Below are 17858 nucleotides of genomic sequence, written 5' to 3'. Positions count from 1 at the left end.
CAAATCAAAGAGGCACCGGGTATGACATATCTTTCCAAAGCGGCGATGCTTTGCGCGATGCTGGCGCTGGGGGCGTGCTCCAACGCGTTGGGTCAGGACGACACCAACGCGGTCGACCTCAACGGCACCGGCAATTTTGTGGCCGGATCGCCCGGCGATCCAACGTCGCCTGCGCATTTCCAGCAGGTCGTGGGAGACCGTGTGTTCTTTGCGGTCGATCAATCCACGCTCAGCGCCGAGGCACAGACGATATTGGCGGCACAGGCCACCTGGCTTTTGACCAATTCGGATTTCATCGCCACGATAGAAGGCCATGCAGACGAGCAGGGCACACGCGAATACAACATCGCATTGGGCGCGCGGCGCGCCACGGCAGTGCGCGAGTTCCTGGTGTCGCGCGGGATCCCGGGATCGCGGCTGAGCATCATCAGCTATGGCAAGGAGCGCCCGGTCGAGATCTGCTCGGATGAGGCCTGCTATGCCAAGAACCGCAGGTCGGTGACGGTTCTGGCCAGCGGATTGACGGGGTAACGCAATGAAAACCGGTGTGGTTCTGACGATCTGTGTGCTGTTGACGCTGGTCCCGATGCGGGTGGCGGCACAACAGGACCAGACCCTGGCCGATATCCGGCAGGAATTGTCGGTTCTGTTTGTCGAGATGCAGCGCCTCAAGCGCGAACTGTCGACCACGGGCGGCCCGGGCGTGACCGTGACGGGCGAAACCGTTCTGGACCGGATGAACGCGATTGAAACCGAATTGCAACGCCTGACCGCGCGCACCGAAGAACTGGAGTTTCGCATCGACCGGGTTGTGCGCGACGGCACCAACCGGATCGGCGACCTTGAGTTTCGCCTGGTCGAACTGGAAGGCGGCGATGTCAGCACGCTGGGCGAAACTTCGACCCTGGGCGGCGGCGCGTTGCCGGAGGTGCCGCAACCCGCGCCTGCCGCGCCGGGGGCTGCGACCGAGCTTGCGGTGGGCGAAGAGGCGGATTTCAACGCCGCGACAGCGGCTATCGACGCAGGCGATTTCACCTCAGCCGTGCGCCTCCTGGAGGGGTTCAATCAATCCTACCCCGGCAGCCCGTTGGCCGCACAGGCCTCGTTCCGGCGCGGCCAGGCTCTGACCGAGCTTGGCGATACCCGCGAGGCGGCCCGCGCTTTTCTCGAAAGCTATACCACCGCTCCGGACGGGCCGCATGCGCCCAAAGCAGTGCTTGAACTGGGCACCGCGTTGGGCAAACTTGGTAAGACACGCGAAGCGTGCGTAACCTTGGGGGAAGTCGGCGCGCGGTATCCAGCTTCCGAAGCTGTGGACAGCGCCCGTGAGGAGATGGTGGCACTGGGGTGTAGTTGAGTTCCGTTGATGACGATATCTATGGCCTGATACAACGAGAGTTCGGATCAAATCCGCCGACGCGTCTTGGGGTCGCCGTATCCGGGGGGAGCGATTCGGTTGCTTTGTTGCACGCGTTGTCCCGCGCCTATGCCGACAGCGCGACAGAGGTTTTTGCCGTCACCGTCGATCACGGCCTGCGACCGGAAGCCATCCGCGAGGCCCGGCATGTTGCTGAGATTGCACGACAATTGGGTGTTTCGCACGATGTCCTGACCTGGGACGGGTGGGATGGCAGCGGCAACTTGCAAGACCGCGCACGGGGCGCGCGGTATAACCTGCTGACAGCCTGGGCGCGGCAGATGGGCATCGCCGTACTTGCCCTGGGCCACACAGCCGACGATCAGGCCGAGACGGTTTTGATGCGGCTCGCACGGTCTTCCGGAGTGAACGGTCTCGCAGGTATTCCGCGCAGGCGCACGGTTCAGGGGATCACGGTCGTGCGCCCGTTCCTGGATGTGTCGCGCGCGCAGCTGCGCGGCTATCTCACACGGCACGGTGTCGCCTGGATCGACGACCCCAGCAATGAGGACACACGGTTCGAGCGGGTCCGCATGCGCGAGGCGATGCCCACCTTGGCCAGCCTCGGGCTGACCTCAACGGTGCTGGCCGATGTGGCGCGCAACATGTCGCGCGCGCGCGAGGCGCTCGATTGGTACACCTTCATCGTCGCGCGTGAGATCGTCCAGCTTGACGGCGGCGACGTTCTGATTGACCTGCGCCGGTTCCGCACGATGCCCGAAGAGACAGCCCGGCGCCTCCTGGTGCGCGCCTTGCTGTGGATCGGGGGGGGCACCTATGGGCCGCGCCGCCAGACCGTGATGGACGCGATCATCGCGATCCGCGCGGGCAAGACCACCACATTGCACGGCTGTATCGTGATCTCTCATGGCGGGTTGATCTGGATCTGTCGCGAATACAATGCCGTGCGCCAGCTTGAGAGCCCGGCAGACGCGATCTGGGACCGCCGCTGGCGGCTGGTGCATGGGGGTCCCATGCCGGTGGATTGGCGGCTGCGCCCATTGGGGCGTGCGGGTTTGCGCCAATGCGGTGACTGGCGCCGAACGGGCAGGCCCTATGCCGCTCTGACCGCCTCGCCCTCGGTCTGGGCGGGCGACAAGGTCCTTGCCGCGCCGCAGACCGGGCTGGACAGTTCGCTGAAAATCGAACTGATCGGCGGCGGCGAGGAGTTCTTTGCCTCCATATTATCGCATTGAACCTCGCGGTATCCTCTCTATCTTATGAGGTGACCGGGCCGCAGGTCGCTCCGGCCCCCCTTCTTAGGAGAAATTTCCTTGGGTAATGCACGCAATATCGCCTTTTGGGTCGTTCTGTTCTTATTGATCCTGGCGCTTTTCAACCTGTTCAGCGGTCCCGGAAGCACGCTTCAGACCCGCGAGGTCAGCTATTCCGACTTTGTCGCGTCGGTCGAGTCCGGCGAAGTCGGGCAGGTGACGCTGGATGGCGAACAGGTTCGGTTCCGCGGCGCGGATGGGCAGGAATACGTCACGATCAAGCCGACAGATGCCGAGATCACGACCCTGCTGATCGACAATGAGATCCCGGTCCGGGCCGAACAGCAGCAACAATCAGGCTTTCAATCGTTCCTGATTTCGCTCTTGCCGTTCCTTCTGTTGATCGGTGTCTGGATCTATTTCATGAACCGCATGCAGGGGCGCGGTGGCGGCGGGGCCATGGGATTTGGCAAGTCCAAGGCCAAGATGCTCACCGAAAAGCAGGGCCGCGTGACGTTTGACGATGTGGCAGGCATCGACGAGGCCAAGGAAGAGCTTGAAGAGATCGTGGAATTCCTGCGCAACCCGCAGAAATACTCGCGACTGGGCGGCAAGATCCCCAAAGGTGCGTTGCTGGTGGGCCCTCCGGGCACCGGTAAAACGCTGCTGGCGCGCGCCATCGCGGGCGAGGCGGGTGTGCCTTTCTTCACCATTTCCGGCTCGGATTTCGTTGAGATGTTCGTGGGCGTAGGCGCGAGCCGTGTGCGCGACATGTTCGAGCAGGCCAAGAAAAATGCGCCCTGCATCGTGTTCATCGACGAGATCGACGCGGTCGGTCGGCACCGTGGTGCGGGTTATGGTGGCGGAAATGACGAACGCGAACAGACGCTCAACCAGCTTTTGGTCGAGATGGACGGGTTTGAGTCCAACGAAGGTGTGATCATCATCGCGGCGACCAACCGTAAGGATGTGCTCGACCCCGCGCTGTTGCGTCCGGGCCGGTTCGACCGCCAGGTGACCGTCGGCAATCCCGACATCAAGGGTCGCGAAAAGATCCTGGGCGTGCATGCACGCAAGACCCCGCTGGGCCCGGATGTGGACCTGCGCATCATCGCGCGCGGAACGCCTGGCTTTTCCGGTGCCGATCTGGCGAACCTTGTCAACGAGGCGGCTCTGACGGCCGCACGCGTCGGGCGCCGCTTCGTCACGATGGAGGATTTCGAGAACGCCAAGGACAAGGTGATGATGGGCGCGGAACGGCGATCCATGGTCCTGACGGCGGATCAGAAGGAAAAGACCGCCTATCACGAAGCGGGCCACGCGGTGGTCGGGCTGGCCCTGCCGGAATGCGATCCGGTCTATAAGGCCACGATCATTCCGCGCGGTGGGGCGCTGGGTATGGTGGTGTCCTTGCCCGAGATTGATCGCCTGAACTGGCACAAGTCGGAATGCGAGCAGAAGCTGGCGATGACGATGGCCGGCAAAGCGGCGGAAATCCTCAAATACGGGGAAGACCACGTCTCGAACGGGCCTGCGGGCGATATCCAGCAGGCCTCCGCCTTGGCGCGCGCCATGGTGCTGCGCTGGGGGATGTCCGACAAGGTCGGCAATATCGACTATGCCGAGGCGCATGAGGGATATCAGGGCAACACGGCCGGCTTCTCCGTCTCTGCCCATACCAAGGAACTGATCGAGGAAGAGGTCAAAGCCTTCATCCAGAACGCCTATGAACGTGCCAAATCCATTCTACAAGAGCAGCACACGGAATGGGAACGTTTGGCCGAGGGGCTTCTGGAATACGAGACCCTCACCGGAGAAGAGATCAAGCGTGTCATTCGCGGCGATCCTCCGCATGCGGGCGACGATGAGGACAAGGGCTCCGACGAAGGCAGCGCACCCAGCGTGACGGCCATTCCCAAGACCAAGAAGAACAAGAAGACGCCGCCAGAGGGCGGGATGGAACCGGAACCCTCGGTTTAAAGACAACCTCTAGAAAGACGTGAACGGGCGCCCCGTCGGCGCCCGTTTTTTTGCGCCCGGTGGTTTGTCGGGCTCCAGGTTATGTGGTCTCGGTCTTTCTGGCCGTCGCGTGTCGGCGCATGACAGACGGGTGCGCAATGCGCGTCGCTTGGAACCAGCAGCCGTCCTGGCGGTCGGGAGAAGAGCATCCATCTTTCCAGATCGACGATGCATCAAAGATGTCTGGCATGATGCGGATTTGCCGATCAGCCAGGCGGCCGTCGAGCCTGCGGGACAGCGGGTGCATCAGACCGGTCAGGTCGGCACGACCGCCACATTCGACGTGATCGGACCACAAGATGCGGTGCCGCATCCCCGTGCCCCGATCGACAGTATCGAAGCGGTGCTACCGGGCTTGGGGAAACGAGAGAGGATGTTGTCCCCACCGCGATCTACGCTGTGCGCCACGCGGATTTGTCGGCGATCCAGGCCACCGGACGGGTCCGGTTTTCCTTTGACGCGGGTCCGGCGGTCACCGGTGTCACGGGTGCGGGGTTTGTCGACCCAGCGCTGTTGGGGAAACTGTACGTGACTGCTGTCATTCCGCCCGATCGGTTCATGTCTGCACCCGCGTCATCGGACGGCTCACTCCGGCTCATAGGGACGGTCCAGCCCCAGCGTCTGTTGCAATCGCGTCCATGTCACGTCCTCAAACCGTTCCGGCCAGGCCACGCCCAGCCGAGCGGCCATGCGGCGCGCGCGGGGCAGATAGGCGGCGGCATACGCCATATGACCCTCGATCATCGCCTCACGCGTGGGCTCGGGTGGCGGCAGGGCAACAAGCAGGTCCTTTTGCTCAGCCGTGATCAGCCGGTTGAGATGCAATGCGCCGCCGCGATTGGGCGCGCCTGTCTCTTCAACCAAAAGGCCCACCAGCAGGTTGCGCAGATGGAAGATGCCCAGCACCCCGTTGAGGTATTCCTCGCGCCCGGCGGCCAGCGGCAAGAGGCCGAGAATGCGAATGAACTCTTCGAACTGATAGAGCGCGCGTGCCGGGGTCAGCATCTGTGGTGCCGCAGTCGGGGGCAGGGTATCGTAGAGCCCGTCAGGGTCAAAGAGCGGTTTGAGACTGTCCTGCGTCAGATGTCCGATCTGATCGGGCTTGAGGATCACCACATCGGTGCGCACCCAATCGGCGGTGATCGCGTTGATCAGCGCGGGCCGCGTAGTTCTGTCCCACCACAGGACGACCTCTCCGGTTTGATCCAGCGCCTGACGCCAGAGCCCGGCGACCTCGTCCGTGGCCCCGTCCGTCGCCACCAAAAGAAAGTCGATATCGCTATGGGCATCTGCCATCCCGTTGCCATAGCTGCCGCTGAGAAAAAGCGCGCGTATCGCCGACTGGTCCACCAGTGCTGCGGTCAGCGTTTTGATCACCTCGGGATGGGCCATGACTGCCTCGTGGTTTACGATGCCACCTTAAAGCGGTGCCCGAGGCCATACCAGCGCAGAGGGCCTCCGATATTGGCAAGAGTCTGCCACTTGGGCGTTGACAAATCCCTGCCGCTGGGGCGCTTTGGCACTCCAAGAAAAGGAGAGCAGCATGCCGGTTTTGGTCGGAGGCGGATGTCAGGGCGAGGTTGTGTGGTTGGGCCGTGTCCCGGCCGAGGCAGCGCTTCGGTCCGAACCGCTGGATCAGCTCGAAATGGGCTTTCACAGGATCGATGGCGAGCGGCATATGGGTGAAAACCGTGCTTCCTGTTCGCGTGTCAGAAACCTTTATCCTGTGGGAACCGAGATCCGAAATGTGCGTCAATTGAGCATTCTCAGCCAAGAGGAGCTGGACACCATTTCGTCCCGGATCGGGCTGGAGCAGCTCGACCCGAGCCTTTTGGGCGCAACGGTCGTCTTGCGGGGCATCCCGGATTTCACCCATGTCCCGCCGTCGTCGCGCCTTCAGGCAGCGTCCGGCCTGACCCTGACCGTTGACATGGAAAACCGGCCTTGCGTGCTGCCGGGCAGGGAGATCGAGGCGGATACACCCGGACATGGCGCGGCATTCAAGGCGGCCGCCAAGGATCGGCGTGGGGTGACGGCGTGGGTTGAGCGCCCGGGCACGCTGCGGCTGGGCGATATGCTGACGCTCTTCGTCCCCGATCAGCGCGCTTGGCAGCCCTAGATCGTTTGGCCAGTGTCCTGGACTGCGTCTGAGCTGTCTCACCCCTTGGCCGTGTACAACAGGCAGAAACGGGTTAGAAACCCGTGTTCGGGATGGGTCCCAGCCGTTTCCGATGCGAGACATTGGGGCCGGGTGGCGCCGCAACATGGCACCGATATGTCGGAATCCATCTCATCAAGACGGGCTGGGGAGGGTATGCGGTAGCCTATCGGGGGGCGTCTTCGCGCTGCCCGCAGCGAACATGAGATCGGGATCCAGCCATGGCGTATAAATCTGACATCCAAATCGCGCGTGAGGCGCACAAGAAGCCGATCCAGGAGATTGGCGACACGCTGGGAATTCCCGGCGCCGACCTGCTGCCCTATGGTCACGACAAGGCCAAGGTGAGCCAGAGCTTTATCAACGGGGTCCAGGACCGCGAGAATGGCAAGCTGATCCTGGTGACCGCGATCAATCCGACGCCCGCGGGTGAAGGCAAGACCACCACAACGGTGGGTCTGGGCGACGGTCTGAACCGGATCGGTAAAAAGGCGATGATCTGCATCCGCGAAGCCTCTCTCGGCCCCAATTTCGGGATGAAAGGCGGGGCGGCGGGCGGTGGATATGCCCAGGTGATCCCGATGGAGGAGATGAACCTTCATTTCACCGGTGATTTCCACGCGATCACCTCGGCCCATTCGTTGCTGTCGGCGATGATCGACAACCACATCTATTGGGGCAACGAGTTGGAGATCGACATCCGCCGGGTCGTGTGGCGCCGCGTTGTGGATATGAACGACCGCGCGTTGCGCCAGATCACGGCGTCTTTGGGCGGGGTGTCGAACGGCTTCCCGCGCGAGGCGGGCTTTGACATCACGGTCGCCTCCGAAGTGATGGCGATCCTGTGCCTGGCCAAGGATCTGGCGGATCTGCAAAGCCGTTTGGGCGATATGATCGTGGCTTATCGCCGGGATCGCTCACCGGTGTTCTGCCGTGATATCAAGGCTGATGGTGCGATGACCGTTTTGTTGAAAGACGCGATGCAACCCAATCTGGTGCAGACGCTGGAGAACAACCCAGCCTTTGTGCATGGCGGTCCGTTTGCCAATATCGCGCATGGCTGCAATTCGGTGATTGCGACGACCACCGCGTTGAAGCTGGCCGACTACGTAGTGACAGAGGCCGGCTTTGGTGCCGATCTGGGAGCCGAGAAATTCATGAACATCAAATGCCGCAAGGCGGGGCTGGCCCCGTCGGTGGTGGTCTGTGTGGCCACCGTGCGGGCGATGAAGATGAATGGCGGTGTGGCCAAGGCCGATCTGGGGGCCGAGAATGTGGAAGCGGTGCAAAAGGGCTGCCCGAACCTGGGCCGTCACATCGAAAACCTCAAGAGCTTTGGCGTGCCGGTGGTTGTTGCGATCAACCATTTCGTGACCGATACCGACGCAGAGTTGCAGGCGATCAAGGAATATGTCGCCGAACATGGCGCCGAGGCGGTGCTGAGCCGTCACTGGGAGCTGGGCTCGGAAGGCGCGGCGGATCTGGCGACCAAGGTGGCGGAACTGGCCGATGCCGGTGTCGCGAATTTCGCACCGATCTATGCCGATGACATGCCGCTGGCCGAGAAGATCCAGACCATTGCCAAGCGGATTTATCGCGCCGATGAGGCGCTGATGGACAAGAAGATCCGCGACCAGCTGAAGCTTTGGGAAGAGCAGGGCTATGGCCACCTGCCGGTCTGCATGGCCAAGACGCAATATTCGTTCTCGACCGACCCCAATCTTCGCGGCGCGCCCACGGGCCATTCCGTGCCGGTGCGCGAGGTGCGCCTGTCGGCCGGGGCCGGGTTTGTCGTGGCCGTCTGCGGTGAGATCATGACAATGCCTGGCCTGCCGCGCAGGCCTGCGGCGGAAACCATCCATTTGAATGCGGACGGGCAGATCGAAGGCCTGTTCTGACAGTTGGGCGGGACGGCGCTCGCCGCATACGCGACGTCGCCCCGCCCACCCTCCCGTCGGGCACCCGGCGGGAGGTTTTTGCAAGCTAAAGCAGGGGAGAGGGCAGATGACGGCCACGGTGATTGACGGCAAGGCCTTTGCGGCGAAGGTACGGGGACAGGTGGCCACGCATGTGGCACGGATCAAGGCGGATCACGGGATCACGCCCGGTCTGGCCGTTGTGCTGGTGGGCGAGGATCCGGCCTCTCAGGTCTATGTGCGTTCGAAAGGCAAGCTGACGGTCGAGGTCGGCATGAATTCCTATGAGCATAAGCTCGATGCGGAAACATCTCAGGCGGATCTCTTGGCGCTGATCGCCCAACTGAATGCGGATCCGGATGTGCATGGCATTCTGGTGCAGCTGCCGTTGCCCAAGCATCTCAACGAGGATCTGGTGATCAACGCGATCGATCCTGCCAAGGATGTGGATGGGTTCCATATCTCGAATGTCGGTCTTTTGGGTACCGGGCAGAAGAGCATGGTGCCTTGCACACCGCTGGGCTGTCTGATGATGCTGCGCACTCACCATGGCAGCCTGTCGGGGATGGAGGCGGTCGTGATTGGTCGGTCGAACATCGTTGGCAAACCCATGGCGCAGCTTCTGCTGGGCGATAGCTGCACGGTGACCGTTGCGCATTCGCGCACCAGGGATCTGGCCGATATTGTGCGCCGCGCCGATATCGTCGTGGCCGCCGTCGGGCGGCCCCAGATGGTGTCCGGCGATTGGATCAAACCCGGCGCCACGGTGATCGATGTGGGCATCAACCGCATCGACAAGCCTGACGGCGGTACGCGCCTGGTCGGCGATGTCGATTATGACAGCTGCGCGCAGGTGGCCGGAGCCATCACTCCGGTCCCGGGCGGTGTGGGCCCGATGACCATCGCGTGCCTTTTGGCCAACACATTGACCGCCTGCTGCCGGTCCGCAGGGCTTGACGAGCCCCAGGGCCTGACCGTCTGACAGACGCTCCGGCGTGACACATCCGCGGCGCCAGGCGTACAGGGCCGCGGCGTCAGTCAGACAGCAGGGGAACCATCGTGCCTGTGAGTGTCGCGATGAGCGTTTCGTCACCGCGATCCAGGGCATGGACATCCGCCGCCACGACCACCAGGCGTCGGCCCGGCTTGATGACGCGCCCCCGAGCGATCAGCCGCTCGCCGCGGCCCGGGGCCAGCAGGTTGATCTTGATCTCTGCCGTCAGCACCTCGCTGCCGACCGGCATCACACTGAGCGCGGTATAGCCCGCCGCGCTGTCGCCCAGCGAAAAGGTCAACCCTGCATGGGCGAAGCCATGCTGTTGCCGCGCCCCTGGCAGGATGGGCGCGGAAATCTGAACCTCCCCCTTCTGCACATGATCGAGCTGGGCGCCCAGCGTCTCCATCAACGATTGCCTGGCAAAGCTGTCGTGAATGGCCATCAGGATTTCGGTATTCATGGTGAATGGCGCCCTTTTTGTCTTTGTCTCTGCCAAGTCACGGGGAATTTTATATAATTTCGACCCGTGGTATTTATCGATTGTGTGGAATAGACTCTTTTCAATTCGGAATTGAATTGCAACAACGGGCGATTATTCGGGTATCATGCTGAATAAGATCAAGTCAGGTTTGAGCGACTTTCTGCGGCCTCAATGGCTGGCTGTCTGGGTGCTGTGTTCCACGCTCTTGAGCATAGCAGGACCTTTTGGGACATACGAGATGTATAGCTTCTGGTATCGCGCCCCGTATTGGTTCGGTGTGACGCTCGTTTCGACCGCCCTGGGCCAGCTGTCGTTGATCATCACCAAGGCCTGGCTGGGGCGGCGGCACCCGTTGATCGTGGATACGATCGCGACCGCGATATTGACGGTGGTGTTCACGCCGGTTCTCTATGGGCTGACCTATGGGATGCTGGTCGGGCCTTCGGGGCAGGGGCCCAGCCTGCTAAAGCTGGTGACCTATACGGTCCCGATCAGCCTTGCGGTCTATACGGCCCGCCGCCTGTTTCCGGGCGTGGATGACATGAGCTACCTGCCGAACTCGGCCGTCTCCATTGTGCCGCGGCTGGTTCGGCGGCTGCCGCAGACATCGGATGTGAGCGTATTGCGCCTGTCTTCGGACGATCATTTTGTCGAGGTTGTGTCGGCCTGTGCCACCCATCGAATTCGCTTACGCCTGTCGGACGCGATTGAGGAAATGGATGGGATTGACGGGTTCAGCACGCATCGGTCGCATTGGGTGGCACGGGATGCGATCCTGCGATCCGAAAAGGAAAAGGGCAAAATCTATGTTGTGCTGCAAAACGGCGATCGTGTACCAGTCAGCCGCAAATACCGCCCTCAATTGGAAGAAGCCGGATTCGTGTGATCCGGCGCGGCGCGCGGCATGGGCACGGCATGGGGATTGCGCCCGGTAAGGATCGCCAAAGCTTCGGGCCGCATCAAATCGGACAGTTCGGGCGCCGTGCTGCGCAACCCCCCTGTATAGGTGCCATAGGAGGGCAGGATCACCCGGTCGCTATCCAACAGAAAGGCAGGTCGTGAGATCAGGCGGGCGCGCGTCGCGATTTCGGCCTTGGGGTGGTAATGGCCCGACACCTCGCCGCTGGCCCCGCTTTGGGCGATATGGCGAAATGTGAGCGGTGCACGCGGCAGTTCGGCCAGATGGGTCCCGCCCAGATCAATCGGTCCGGGGTCGTGATTGCCTTCGATCCAAACCCAGCGGCGCCCGGCCTGAAGCTTGGCGATCCACAGTTTCTCATCCTCCGGCAGGGCCTCAGCCGCGCGCAGATCGTCGAAACTGTCGCCCAGGCACACAACTGTCCGGGCATTGGTCAGCGCCAGATCGGCGGCCAGCCGGGTGAGCGTATCGCGCGTGTCATAGGGCGGGAGCGTCAGCCCGCTGCGCCGGGCCACGCGTTCGGATTTGCCAAGATGCAGATCCGACACACAGAGCAAGACCTGGTCCGGCCACCAGAGCGCGCCAGAGCCTAAGGCTACCAGTTCGGCCCCAGCCAGGGTGAAGGAATGCCCGTTCATGATCCGTTCTTAGACCTCGCGCGCCCCCGAACGCAAGCGGCATCAATAGCCGACACGCCATTGCGGTTTGCGCGGCGCGGGCGCTGTGGCCAGGCCGGCTGTGGACAGCAGACGGTCGGCCTCCTCGGCCAGCAGCCGTTCCTCGGCCAGCCCCTTGATCGGTACGCGACCGGGTTCGAGAAAGAGCGGCGCCGACAGGGGCGTGATCCGGTCCAGTTTCAGATGGTCGATGCGGCCGCCAATCCGGGCGGCCAAGTCCTCGATGCGACCGAAATCAACCAGGCCACGCAGCGCCTCGGTTCGGGTGATTTTCAGCATCAGGTGGTCGGGGTCGTATTTGTGCAGGGTGTCGTAAAGGATGTCGGAGGAAAACGTGGCCTGCCGCCCGGACTTGCGCTGGCCGCCGATGTTGCGCTCGATCAGCCCGGCGATGGTGGCCGAGGCGCGAAACGTGCGCTTCATCACAGCATTTCCGGCCAGCCAGGTCTCTAGCCCGTCTCGCAGGGCGGCGATGTCGAACAGCGGCGCGGGATCGTCGAGCCGGTCCAATCCCCAGATCAGCGTTGCATAATCGGTGGAGACAAAGCCCAGCGGGTTCAGCCCCATCTCCTCCAGGCGTTTGGTGAGCAAAAGGCCCAGCGTCTGTTGCGCGTTGCGTCCCGCAAACCCATAGACGACCATCTGTTCGCGCCCGTCATGTGGAAAGCTTTCGATCAAAAGGCGTCCGGGTTCGGGCAGCTTGGAAACGCTGCGTTGCAGCGCCAGCCATTCGGCGGTGTGCGGGGGCAGGGCGGGCCAGCTCGGCTGTCTGAACATCTCAAGGATGCGTGCGCTTAACTGGGTGGAGGTGGCGAACTTCGTGCCCATGAAGGTGGCGATCTTGGGTTTCTTGTCGGCGCGGCGCGTGACCTCGACCGTCATCTCGCGCAGGCCTTCATAGCGCACGATCTGCCCGCCGATCAAAAAGGTATCGCCGGGGGTGAGCGTGGCGGCAAAGCCTTCCTCGATCTCGCCCAGCGGTTTGCCTCCGCGCGACCGTTTCAGCCGCACCTTGAGTGTATCGGTGTCCTGGATGGTGCCGATATTCATGCGGATGCGCCGCGCCGTGCGGGGATCGCGGAGCTGCCAGAGGCCATCGGCGCGCCGCATCAGACGTTGCCACTGATCATAGGCGCGCAAGGCATATCCGCCCGTAGCGCAGAAATCGAGGCAGGCGTCGAACTCAGCCCGGCTCAGCGTATGATAGGCGCCTGCGCTGGTCACCTCGGCGTAAAGCGCATCGGCCTGAAAAGGGCCGGCCGAAGCGGTGATCAGGATATGCTGGCAGAGAACATCAAGCGGCCCGTCTCCACGCGGATCGCCATCCAGATCTCCGGCCTTGACCGCTTCAAGGGCAGCGATGCATTCGACGACCTCGAACCGGTTGGCAGGCACCAAGAGCGCCTTCGAGGGCGCGTTATAGCGGTGGTTGGCGCGGCCAATCCGCTGAACCAGCCGTTTGACATTCTTGGGCGCGCCGATCTGGATCACCAGATCCACATCCCCCCAGTCGATCCCCAGATCGAGAGAGCCGGTGCAGACAATCGCCCGCAGCTCGCCCCGCACCATGGCGGCCTCGACCCGGTCGCGCTGGATCCGGTCGAGGGATCCGTGATGAATGCCGATGGGCAGGCTGTCGTCATTGGCAAGCCAGAGGTTGTGAAAGAACAGCTCGGCCTGGGCGCGGGTGTTGTGAAAGATCAGCGTGGTTTTGTGGCGTTTGACCTGCTCCAGCACGGCAGGGATGGCGTATTTGGCCCCGCCCCCCGCCCAGGGCGGGGCTTCATCCGTGGTCAGCATCGCGATATCGGGAGGTGGGCCGGGATCGGCCATCAGGATCTCACAGGGATCGGGATGGCGAGCTAGAAAATGGGCGATGGCCTGGGGATCCTCGACCGTGGCCGAGAGGCCCACGCGCCGCAGATCGGGGCAAAGCGTTTGTAGCCGCGCCAGCGCCAGCATCAACTGATCGCCGCGCTTGCTTTCGGCGAGCGCGTGAATCTCATCGACCACCACGCGTTTGAGCCCGCGAAACATAAGTGGGGCGTCTTCGTAGGACACGAGCAGCGCCAGGCTTTCCGGTGTGGTCAGAAGGATATGCGGCGGGTCGGCACGTTGACGTTTCTTGCGGCTGGCGGGGGTGTCGCCGGTGCGGTCGTCGATGCGGATCTCAAGGCCCATCTCGTCGACCGGGGTGCGCAGGTTGCGTTTGATATCGACTGCCAACGCCTTGAGCGGAGAGATGTAGAGCGTATGCAATCCATTGTGACCGGCCTCGGCCAGATCAACCAGCGTGGGCAGGAAACCCGCCAAGGTCTTGCCGCCGCCCGTCGGAGCGATCAGCAGCAACGCCGGGTCATCCGAGCGGTCCAGCATCGCCTGCTGATGGGGATGGATCGACCAGCCTTTGGTCGAGAACCAGTTGGTGAACCGGGAGGGGAGGGAGGTCATAGACGAGAGGTAAACTGAACCTGGCCAAGGTCCAAGCCGATTTCAGAGCGCTCGACGCTCACCTCTGGGCTTGCAGGCGGTTTCGAGGGGGTCTGGCCTGGGTTGGGGGCTCTGCCCCCGGTCCCAAGGGACCTCCCCCGTCGGTATTTTTGGCAAGAAGAAGGGCCGGGGTCGGCCTATGAATGATTTTTCGGATCGCGGCCGGACCTGTGACACGGTCGCCGGGATCGCGGGCTATTTCAGGATTACCTCGTCCTCGACGAACATATTCGCCCAGGCGCGGTCGATCAGCTCGGGTGACATCTTATAGGGCAGCCCCTCGAACTCGCAGATCGAAATCATCTGGTCGATCAGGAACACCGGCTGGTAATTGGCATAGATGTTCTGGATCGTCGGGTATTTGACTTTGAGCAGATGCACCAAGGCTTTCTCATCCAGCGGCATCCCTTTGTTGCGCGCCACCAATGCAAAGATCTTCAGGAAGTTTTCCTGATTGGGGCCGTCGATCTTGATCTTGTAGAAGATCCGACGCAGTGCGGCCTGGTCAAAGATTTCATTTGGGTGAAAGTTGGTGGAAAAGATAACCAGCGTATCGAAGGGCACCTCAAATTTCTCCCCCGATTGCAGGGCGAGGATGTCCTTGTTTTCCTCCAGTGGCACGATCCAGCGGTTCACCAGGGCCTGCGGCGACTCTGCCTGACGGCCCAGGTCATCCACGATGAAGATCCCACCGGAGGATTTCAGCTGCAGCGGCGCCTGATAGGTCTTGGCGTTTGGATTATAGACCAGATCCAGCATATCGAGCGACAGCTCCCCCCCGGTAATCACCGTGGGGCGCTCGCAACAGACATAGCGGCTGTCGAACCGGTTCGCGGCACGGCGCAGCGAGGTGGGATCATCCTGCTGCACGGTGGCTGCGGTATGCACGATTGGGTCGTAAACCGTGATCACCTGGCCGGAATACTCAATGGCGAAAGGCACATAGACCCTGTCGCCCATCGCGTCGCGCATCCCGTTGGAGATCGAGGATTTCCCGTTGCCTGGTGGGCCATACATCAGGATCGACCGGCCCGAGCTGACCGCGGGCCCCAGATGATCGAGGAGCGCGTCCGGCAGGATCAGATGACCCATCGCATTGGTCAACTGATCGCGGGTGATCTGGATGTTGCGGATCGACTGACGCTCTACCTGATCGCGGTAGACATTCAACGGCACCGGCATGGGTCCGTAATACTCCGACTGCGACAGCGCATCGAGCGCGCGGGATTTGCCCGCATCGGTCAGCTGATAGCCCATTTCATTGCCGTTATTGGCATTCAGGGTGCCTGTCGCCTCAAGCAGTTTTTGTTCGCGCACCATATCCACCAGTTCCTGGGTGACCGAGGGCGGCAGGCAGACGGCTTGTGCAATTTCAGAAACAGACGAGACGCTCTTGCGGAAGATTGTCTTAAGCAGGATGTCCCGCATCATCACCGCGGGAAGTTGCATCTCTTCGAGATAGCGCGGCATCGGTGGGGCGAGAACGGTTTGGGGCTGCATGTTCATGTCGTGGGCCTCGGTCGCTGTCTATCGGCGGATTCATGCCTGAGTTTTGTGGCCAAATTGGGCCGGAACTGGTGCCTCAGGACGCTCTGTACTCGCTCAGTTTCCTAAAAAAGCGCCTAAAATCAGATAGATCCCAAGGGCTGGTCCCAGGGCCAGACCCATCGGAAAGTCCCAGCCGCGCCCCCAGCTTTGCCAGTCGGGCGCGATGCGGCGCAGAGGTGTATGTTTGGCCAGTCGATGCGTGGCAAAGGCTGCCAGAAGCGTGGCCGAGAAGATTACGATCACCATGCTGAGATCGCCGGGCGCGATATAGGGGGCGGCGGCGGCCGCGAATTTCGCGTCGCCCGCACCCACGCCGCCAGCGGCGTTCAGGACAATGCCGATCACCAGAACCGCCACCATCTGAACGAGCCGAAGCCCGTATTCAGGCAAGGGCAGCGTGATCAGGCCGAGGATCAGAAACAGGGCGCCCAGAACAATGACCGCCTGGTTGGTGATCTTCATGTCCCGCAGGTCGGTGAAGGCCACGTAAAGGCAGATCGGCAGCACGAACGGCAGATACCACAGGGCCTCGACCGCGCCGATGGCCATGATCAGGCCTCAAGCGCCCGGAGGGAGCGGACGGCCTCTTCGAAATGCTGCGGGTGGGTTTCGATCGCCTCGCGCAAGAGACCCTTGCCGGTTTCCACATCGCCCTGCTTGATTGCAGAAAGACCCAGCGTATGCAAAAGCTGCGCCCGCTCGATCTGGCTCATCGGGATCACGGGCAGGGTATAGGCACGCTGCGCGCCCCGCGCCAGCACCAGGTTGTTTTTGGCGGTAAACAGCGTCTCGTCCTGTCGGATGGCGTCTCCGAACAGGCGCTCGGCCTCGGCAAAATCGCCGCGGGTCAGCTTGGAGTAGCCCCAGTTGTTCATCACGCCGGCCGGGCGCGTGGTCAGGCCGACGGCGATTTCATAGAAACTGTCGGCATTCGTCCATTCCTGGTTGCTGTCGGCGACCATCGCCTCAAGCCGGTAGCGTTTGAAGGTCTCGTGGGTGGGGGGGACGGAATCCAGAACCTCTTCGGCCTTGTCCCAGTTGCCGGTGCGGATCAGCGCGTCGGCGTAATCGACCTGATCGGACGCGTTGGCCTCTGGATGGGCGACAACGCGGCTCCAGGCCACGGCGCCTTCGGTGTTGCGCCGCGCGCGGATCAGGGATTTGGCCAACCCGCGCCGCAGGTCGATCCGGTCGGGATGGTCTTTGAGCGTTCGGTTGAAATAGCTCACCGCCTCGCCCGGATCGGCCACGGTCAACATGACGTCGCCGAGATTGCTCTCATCGACGACGTTGACATCCTGAAAGGCCCGTTCGACCGTTTCCTCGCCACTGTCGGAACATGCGCTTAGGGCGAAGGCCCCCGAAAGGGTCGCCACAACAAAGAGGGGATGGCGCATTTTTGCGTCCTTTTACTGCTCTTGCTCAATGCTACTCGGCTTTTCGGATCAGGAATTCTCCCCGTCCCCGACGCACGAGTTTATAGTCTTGTTCTAATGCCACAGTATCAGGATTTTCGGATTTTGCGAGTGCTAAGCGCAGATTGTCCCGGATTGATGCGCTTTGGCCATTGTCCAAAGCAAAGGCTTTGCGGAAAATCTGCACGGCTTCGGCGGTCTCGCCGCGCTCCATCAGTACGACGCCCAGGTTGTTCCAGGCTTCGGGCCATTCCGGTTCGGTTTCGACCGCACGGCGCAGCATATCTTCGGCCTGGCCCAAACGGCCCAGGCCCAGATTGGCCGAGCCGATGCTGGTCAGGATTTCGGCGGTGATCCCCTGTTCGAGCGCGGCACGTGTAAACGCCTCCAGAGCCAGTTCGTACTGACCCGCCTGCATCAAGCGATGACCAACCTCGACCCCGTCTACGGCCTGGGCGCGCAGATCGGTGCCTGGCGCAAAGGGGCTTGCCTCATCACGCGAAAAGCCGCCCGGCGCGCAGGCGGCCAATCCGGCAATCACAGCAAGGCCGATGGCGGCGGGCCATCTGCGGCGGGAAAACTGATCTGCTTTGTCCAGCCGCATTAT

At 62.2% G+C, this 17858-nt stretch carries 16 protein-coding genes; 8 read left to right on the top strand and 8 right to left on the bottom strand.

The window, feature by feature from the left end; genetic code table 11:
• Positions 1-21: 21 nt before the first annotated feature.
• The 4 genes from pal (at position 22) to ftsH (ending at position 4611) form a co-directional block, all read left to right on the top strand.
• Positions 22-531 carry a peptidoglycan-associated lipoprotein Pal gene (pal, locus tag HEP69_RS02595; protein WP_290556962.1) on the top strand — a complete coding sequence of 170 codons (510 nt, stop codon included), beginning with the start codon at positions 22-24 and terminating at the stop codon, positions 529-531.
• Between the two features lie 55 nt (positions 532-586).
• Positions 587-1357, top strand: coding sequence for a tol-pal system protein YbgF (ybgF, locus tag HEP69_RS02590; protein WP_290557083.1), 771 nt, complete (start codon positions 587-589; stop codon positions 1355-1357).
• Positions 1354-2613, top strand: a complete 1260-nt coding sequence (gene tilS, locus HEP69_RS02585) for a tRNA lysidine(34) synthetase TilS (protein WP_290556961.1) — start codon at positions 1354-1356, stop codon at positions 2611-2613. The genes ybgF and tilS overlap by 4 nt, the downstream gene beginning before the upstream one ends.
• Before the next feature lie 78 nt (positions 2614-2691).
• A complete protein-coding gene (gene ftsH / locus HEP69_RS02580) occupies positions 2692-4611 on the top strand; it encodes an ATP-dependent zinc metalloprotease FtsH (protein WP_290556960.1) in 1920 nt (639 codons plus the stop codon).
• Between the two features lie 624 nt (positions 4612-5235).
• On the opposite strand, the gene HEP69_RS02575 is transcribed toward ftsH, so the two are convergent.
• The gene (locus HEP69_RS02575) at positions 5236-6042 is read right to left on the bottom strand and encodes a nucleotidyltransferase domain-containing protein (protein ID WP_290556959.1); all 807 of its coding nucleotides are present in this window, start codon (positions 6040-6042) and stop codon (positions 5236-5238) included.
• A 151-nt stretch (positions 6043-6193) separates the two neighbouring features.
• On the opposite strand from HEP69_RS02575, the gene HEP69_RS02570 reads away from it, so the two are divergent.
• The 3 genes from HEP69_RS02570 to folD all read left to right on the top strand — a co-directional run bounded on the left by HEP69_RS02570 (position 6194) and on the right by folD (position 9706).
• Positions 6194-6769, top strand: a complete 576-nt coding sequence (locus tag HEP69_RS02570; RefSeq protein ID WP_290556958.1) for an MOSC domain-containing protein — start codon at positions 6194-6196, stop codon at positions 6767-6769.
• Positions 6770-7029: 260 nt separating this feature from the next.
• A complete protein-coding gene (locus tag HEP69_RS02565) occupies positions 7030-8706 on the top strand; it encodes a formate--tetrahydrofolate ligase (RefSeq protein ID WP_290556957.1) in 1677 nt (558 codons plus the stop codon).
• 106 nt (positions 8707-8812) lie between these two features.
• Positions 8813-9706, top strand: a complete 894-nt coding sequence (gene folD, locus HEP69_RS02560; RefSeq protein WP_290556956.1) for a bifunctional methylenetetrahydrofolate dehydrogenase/methenyltetrahydrofolate cyclohydrolase FolD — start codon at positions 8813-8815, stop codon at positions 9704-9706.
• 52 nt (positions 9707-9758) lie between these two features.
• Here folD and HEP69_RS02555 read toward each other — a convergent pair whose 3' ends face one another.
• Entirely contained in the window at positions 9759-10181 is a 423-nt protein-coding gene (locus tag HEP69_RS02555) for a PaaI family thioesterase (protein WP_290556955.1), read from the bottom strand.
• 259 nt (positions 10182-10440) lie between these two features.
• Between HEP69_RS02555 and HEP69_RS02550 the strand changes: the two genes are divergently transcribed.
• Positions 10441-11088, top strand: a complete 648-nt coding sequence (locus tag HEP69_RS02550) for a LytTR family DNA-binding domain-containing protein (RefSeq protein ID WP_290556954.1) — start codon at positions 10441-10443, stop codon at positions 11086-11088.
• Here the strand turns inward: HEP69_RS02550 and pdeM are convergent.
• From pdeM to HEP69_RS02520, 6 genes are all read right to left on the bottom strand, one after another.
• Positions 11061-11759: a ligase-associated DNA damage response endonuclease PdeM gene (pdeM, locus tag HEP69_RS02545; protein WP_290556953.1), complete on the bottom strand. Its 699-nt coding sequence runs from the start codon at positions 11757-11759 to the stop codon at positions 11061-11063. The two genes, HEP69_RS02550 and pdeM, sit on opposite strands and share 28 nt — an antisense overlap.
• A gap of 42 nt (positions 11760-11801) precedes the next feature.
• Positions 11802-14249, bottom strand: coding sequence for a ligase-associated DNA damage response DEXH box helicase (locus HEP69_RS02540; protein ID WP_290556952.1), 2448 nt, complete (start codon positions 14247-14249; stop codon positions 11802-11804).
• 234 nt (positions 14250-14483) lie between these two features.
• On the bottom strand, positions 14484-15794 hold the full coding sequence (locus HEP69_RS02535; RefSeq protein ID WP_290556951.1) for an ATPase: 1311 nt from the start codon (positions 15792-15794) through the stop codon (positions 14484-14486).
• A 96-nt stretch (positions 15795-15890) separates the two neighbouring features.
• Positions 15891-16385: a prepilin peptidase gene (locus HEP69_RS02530; protein WP_290556950.1), complete on the bottom strand. Its 495-nt coding sequence runs from the start codon at positions 16383-16385 to the stop codon at positions 15891-15893.
• A 2-nt stretch (positions 16386-16387) separates the two neighbouring features.
• Positions 16388-17233, bottom strand: a complete 846-nt coding sequence (locus HEP69_RS02525) for a tetratricopeptide repeat protein (protein ID WP_290556949.1) — start codon at positions 17231-17233, stop codon at positions 16388-16390.
• Positions 17234-17264: 31 nt separating this feature from the next.
• Entirely contained in the window at positions 17265-17855 is a 591-nt protein-coding gene (locus tag HEP69_RS02520) for a tetratricopeptide repeat protein (protein WP_290556948.1), read from the bottom strand.
• Positions 17856-17858 lie beyond the last annotated feature (3 nt).

The sequence above is a fragment of the Aestuariivita sp. genome, from assembly GCF_021404545.1.
GTDB lineage: Bacteria > Pseudomonadota > Alphaproteobacteria > Rhodobacterales > Rhodobacteraceae > Aestuariivita.
Note: the sequence above shows the minus strand (reverse complement) of the source record. Positions and strands in the feature narration are given on the sequence as shown.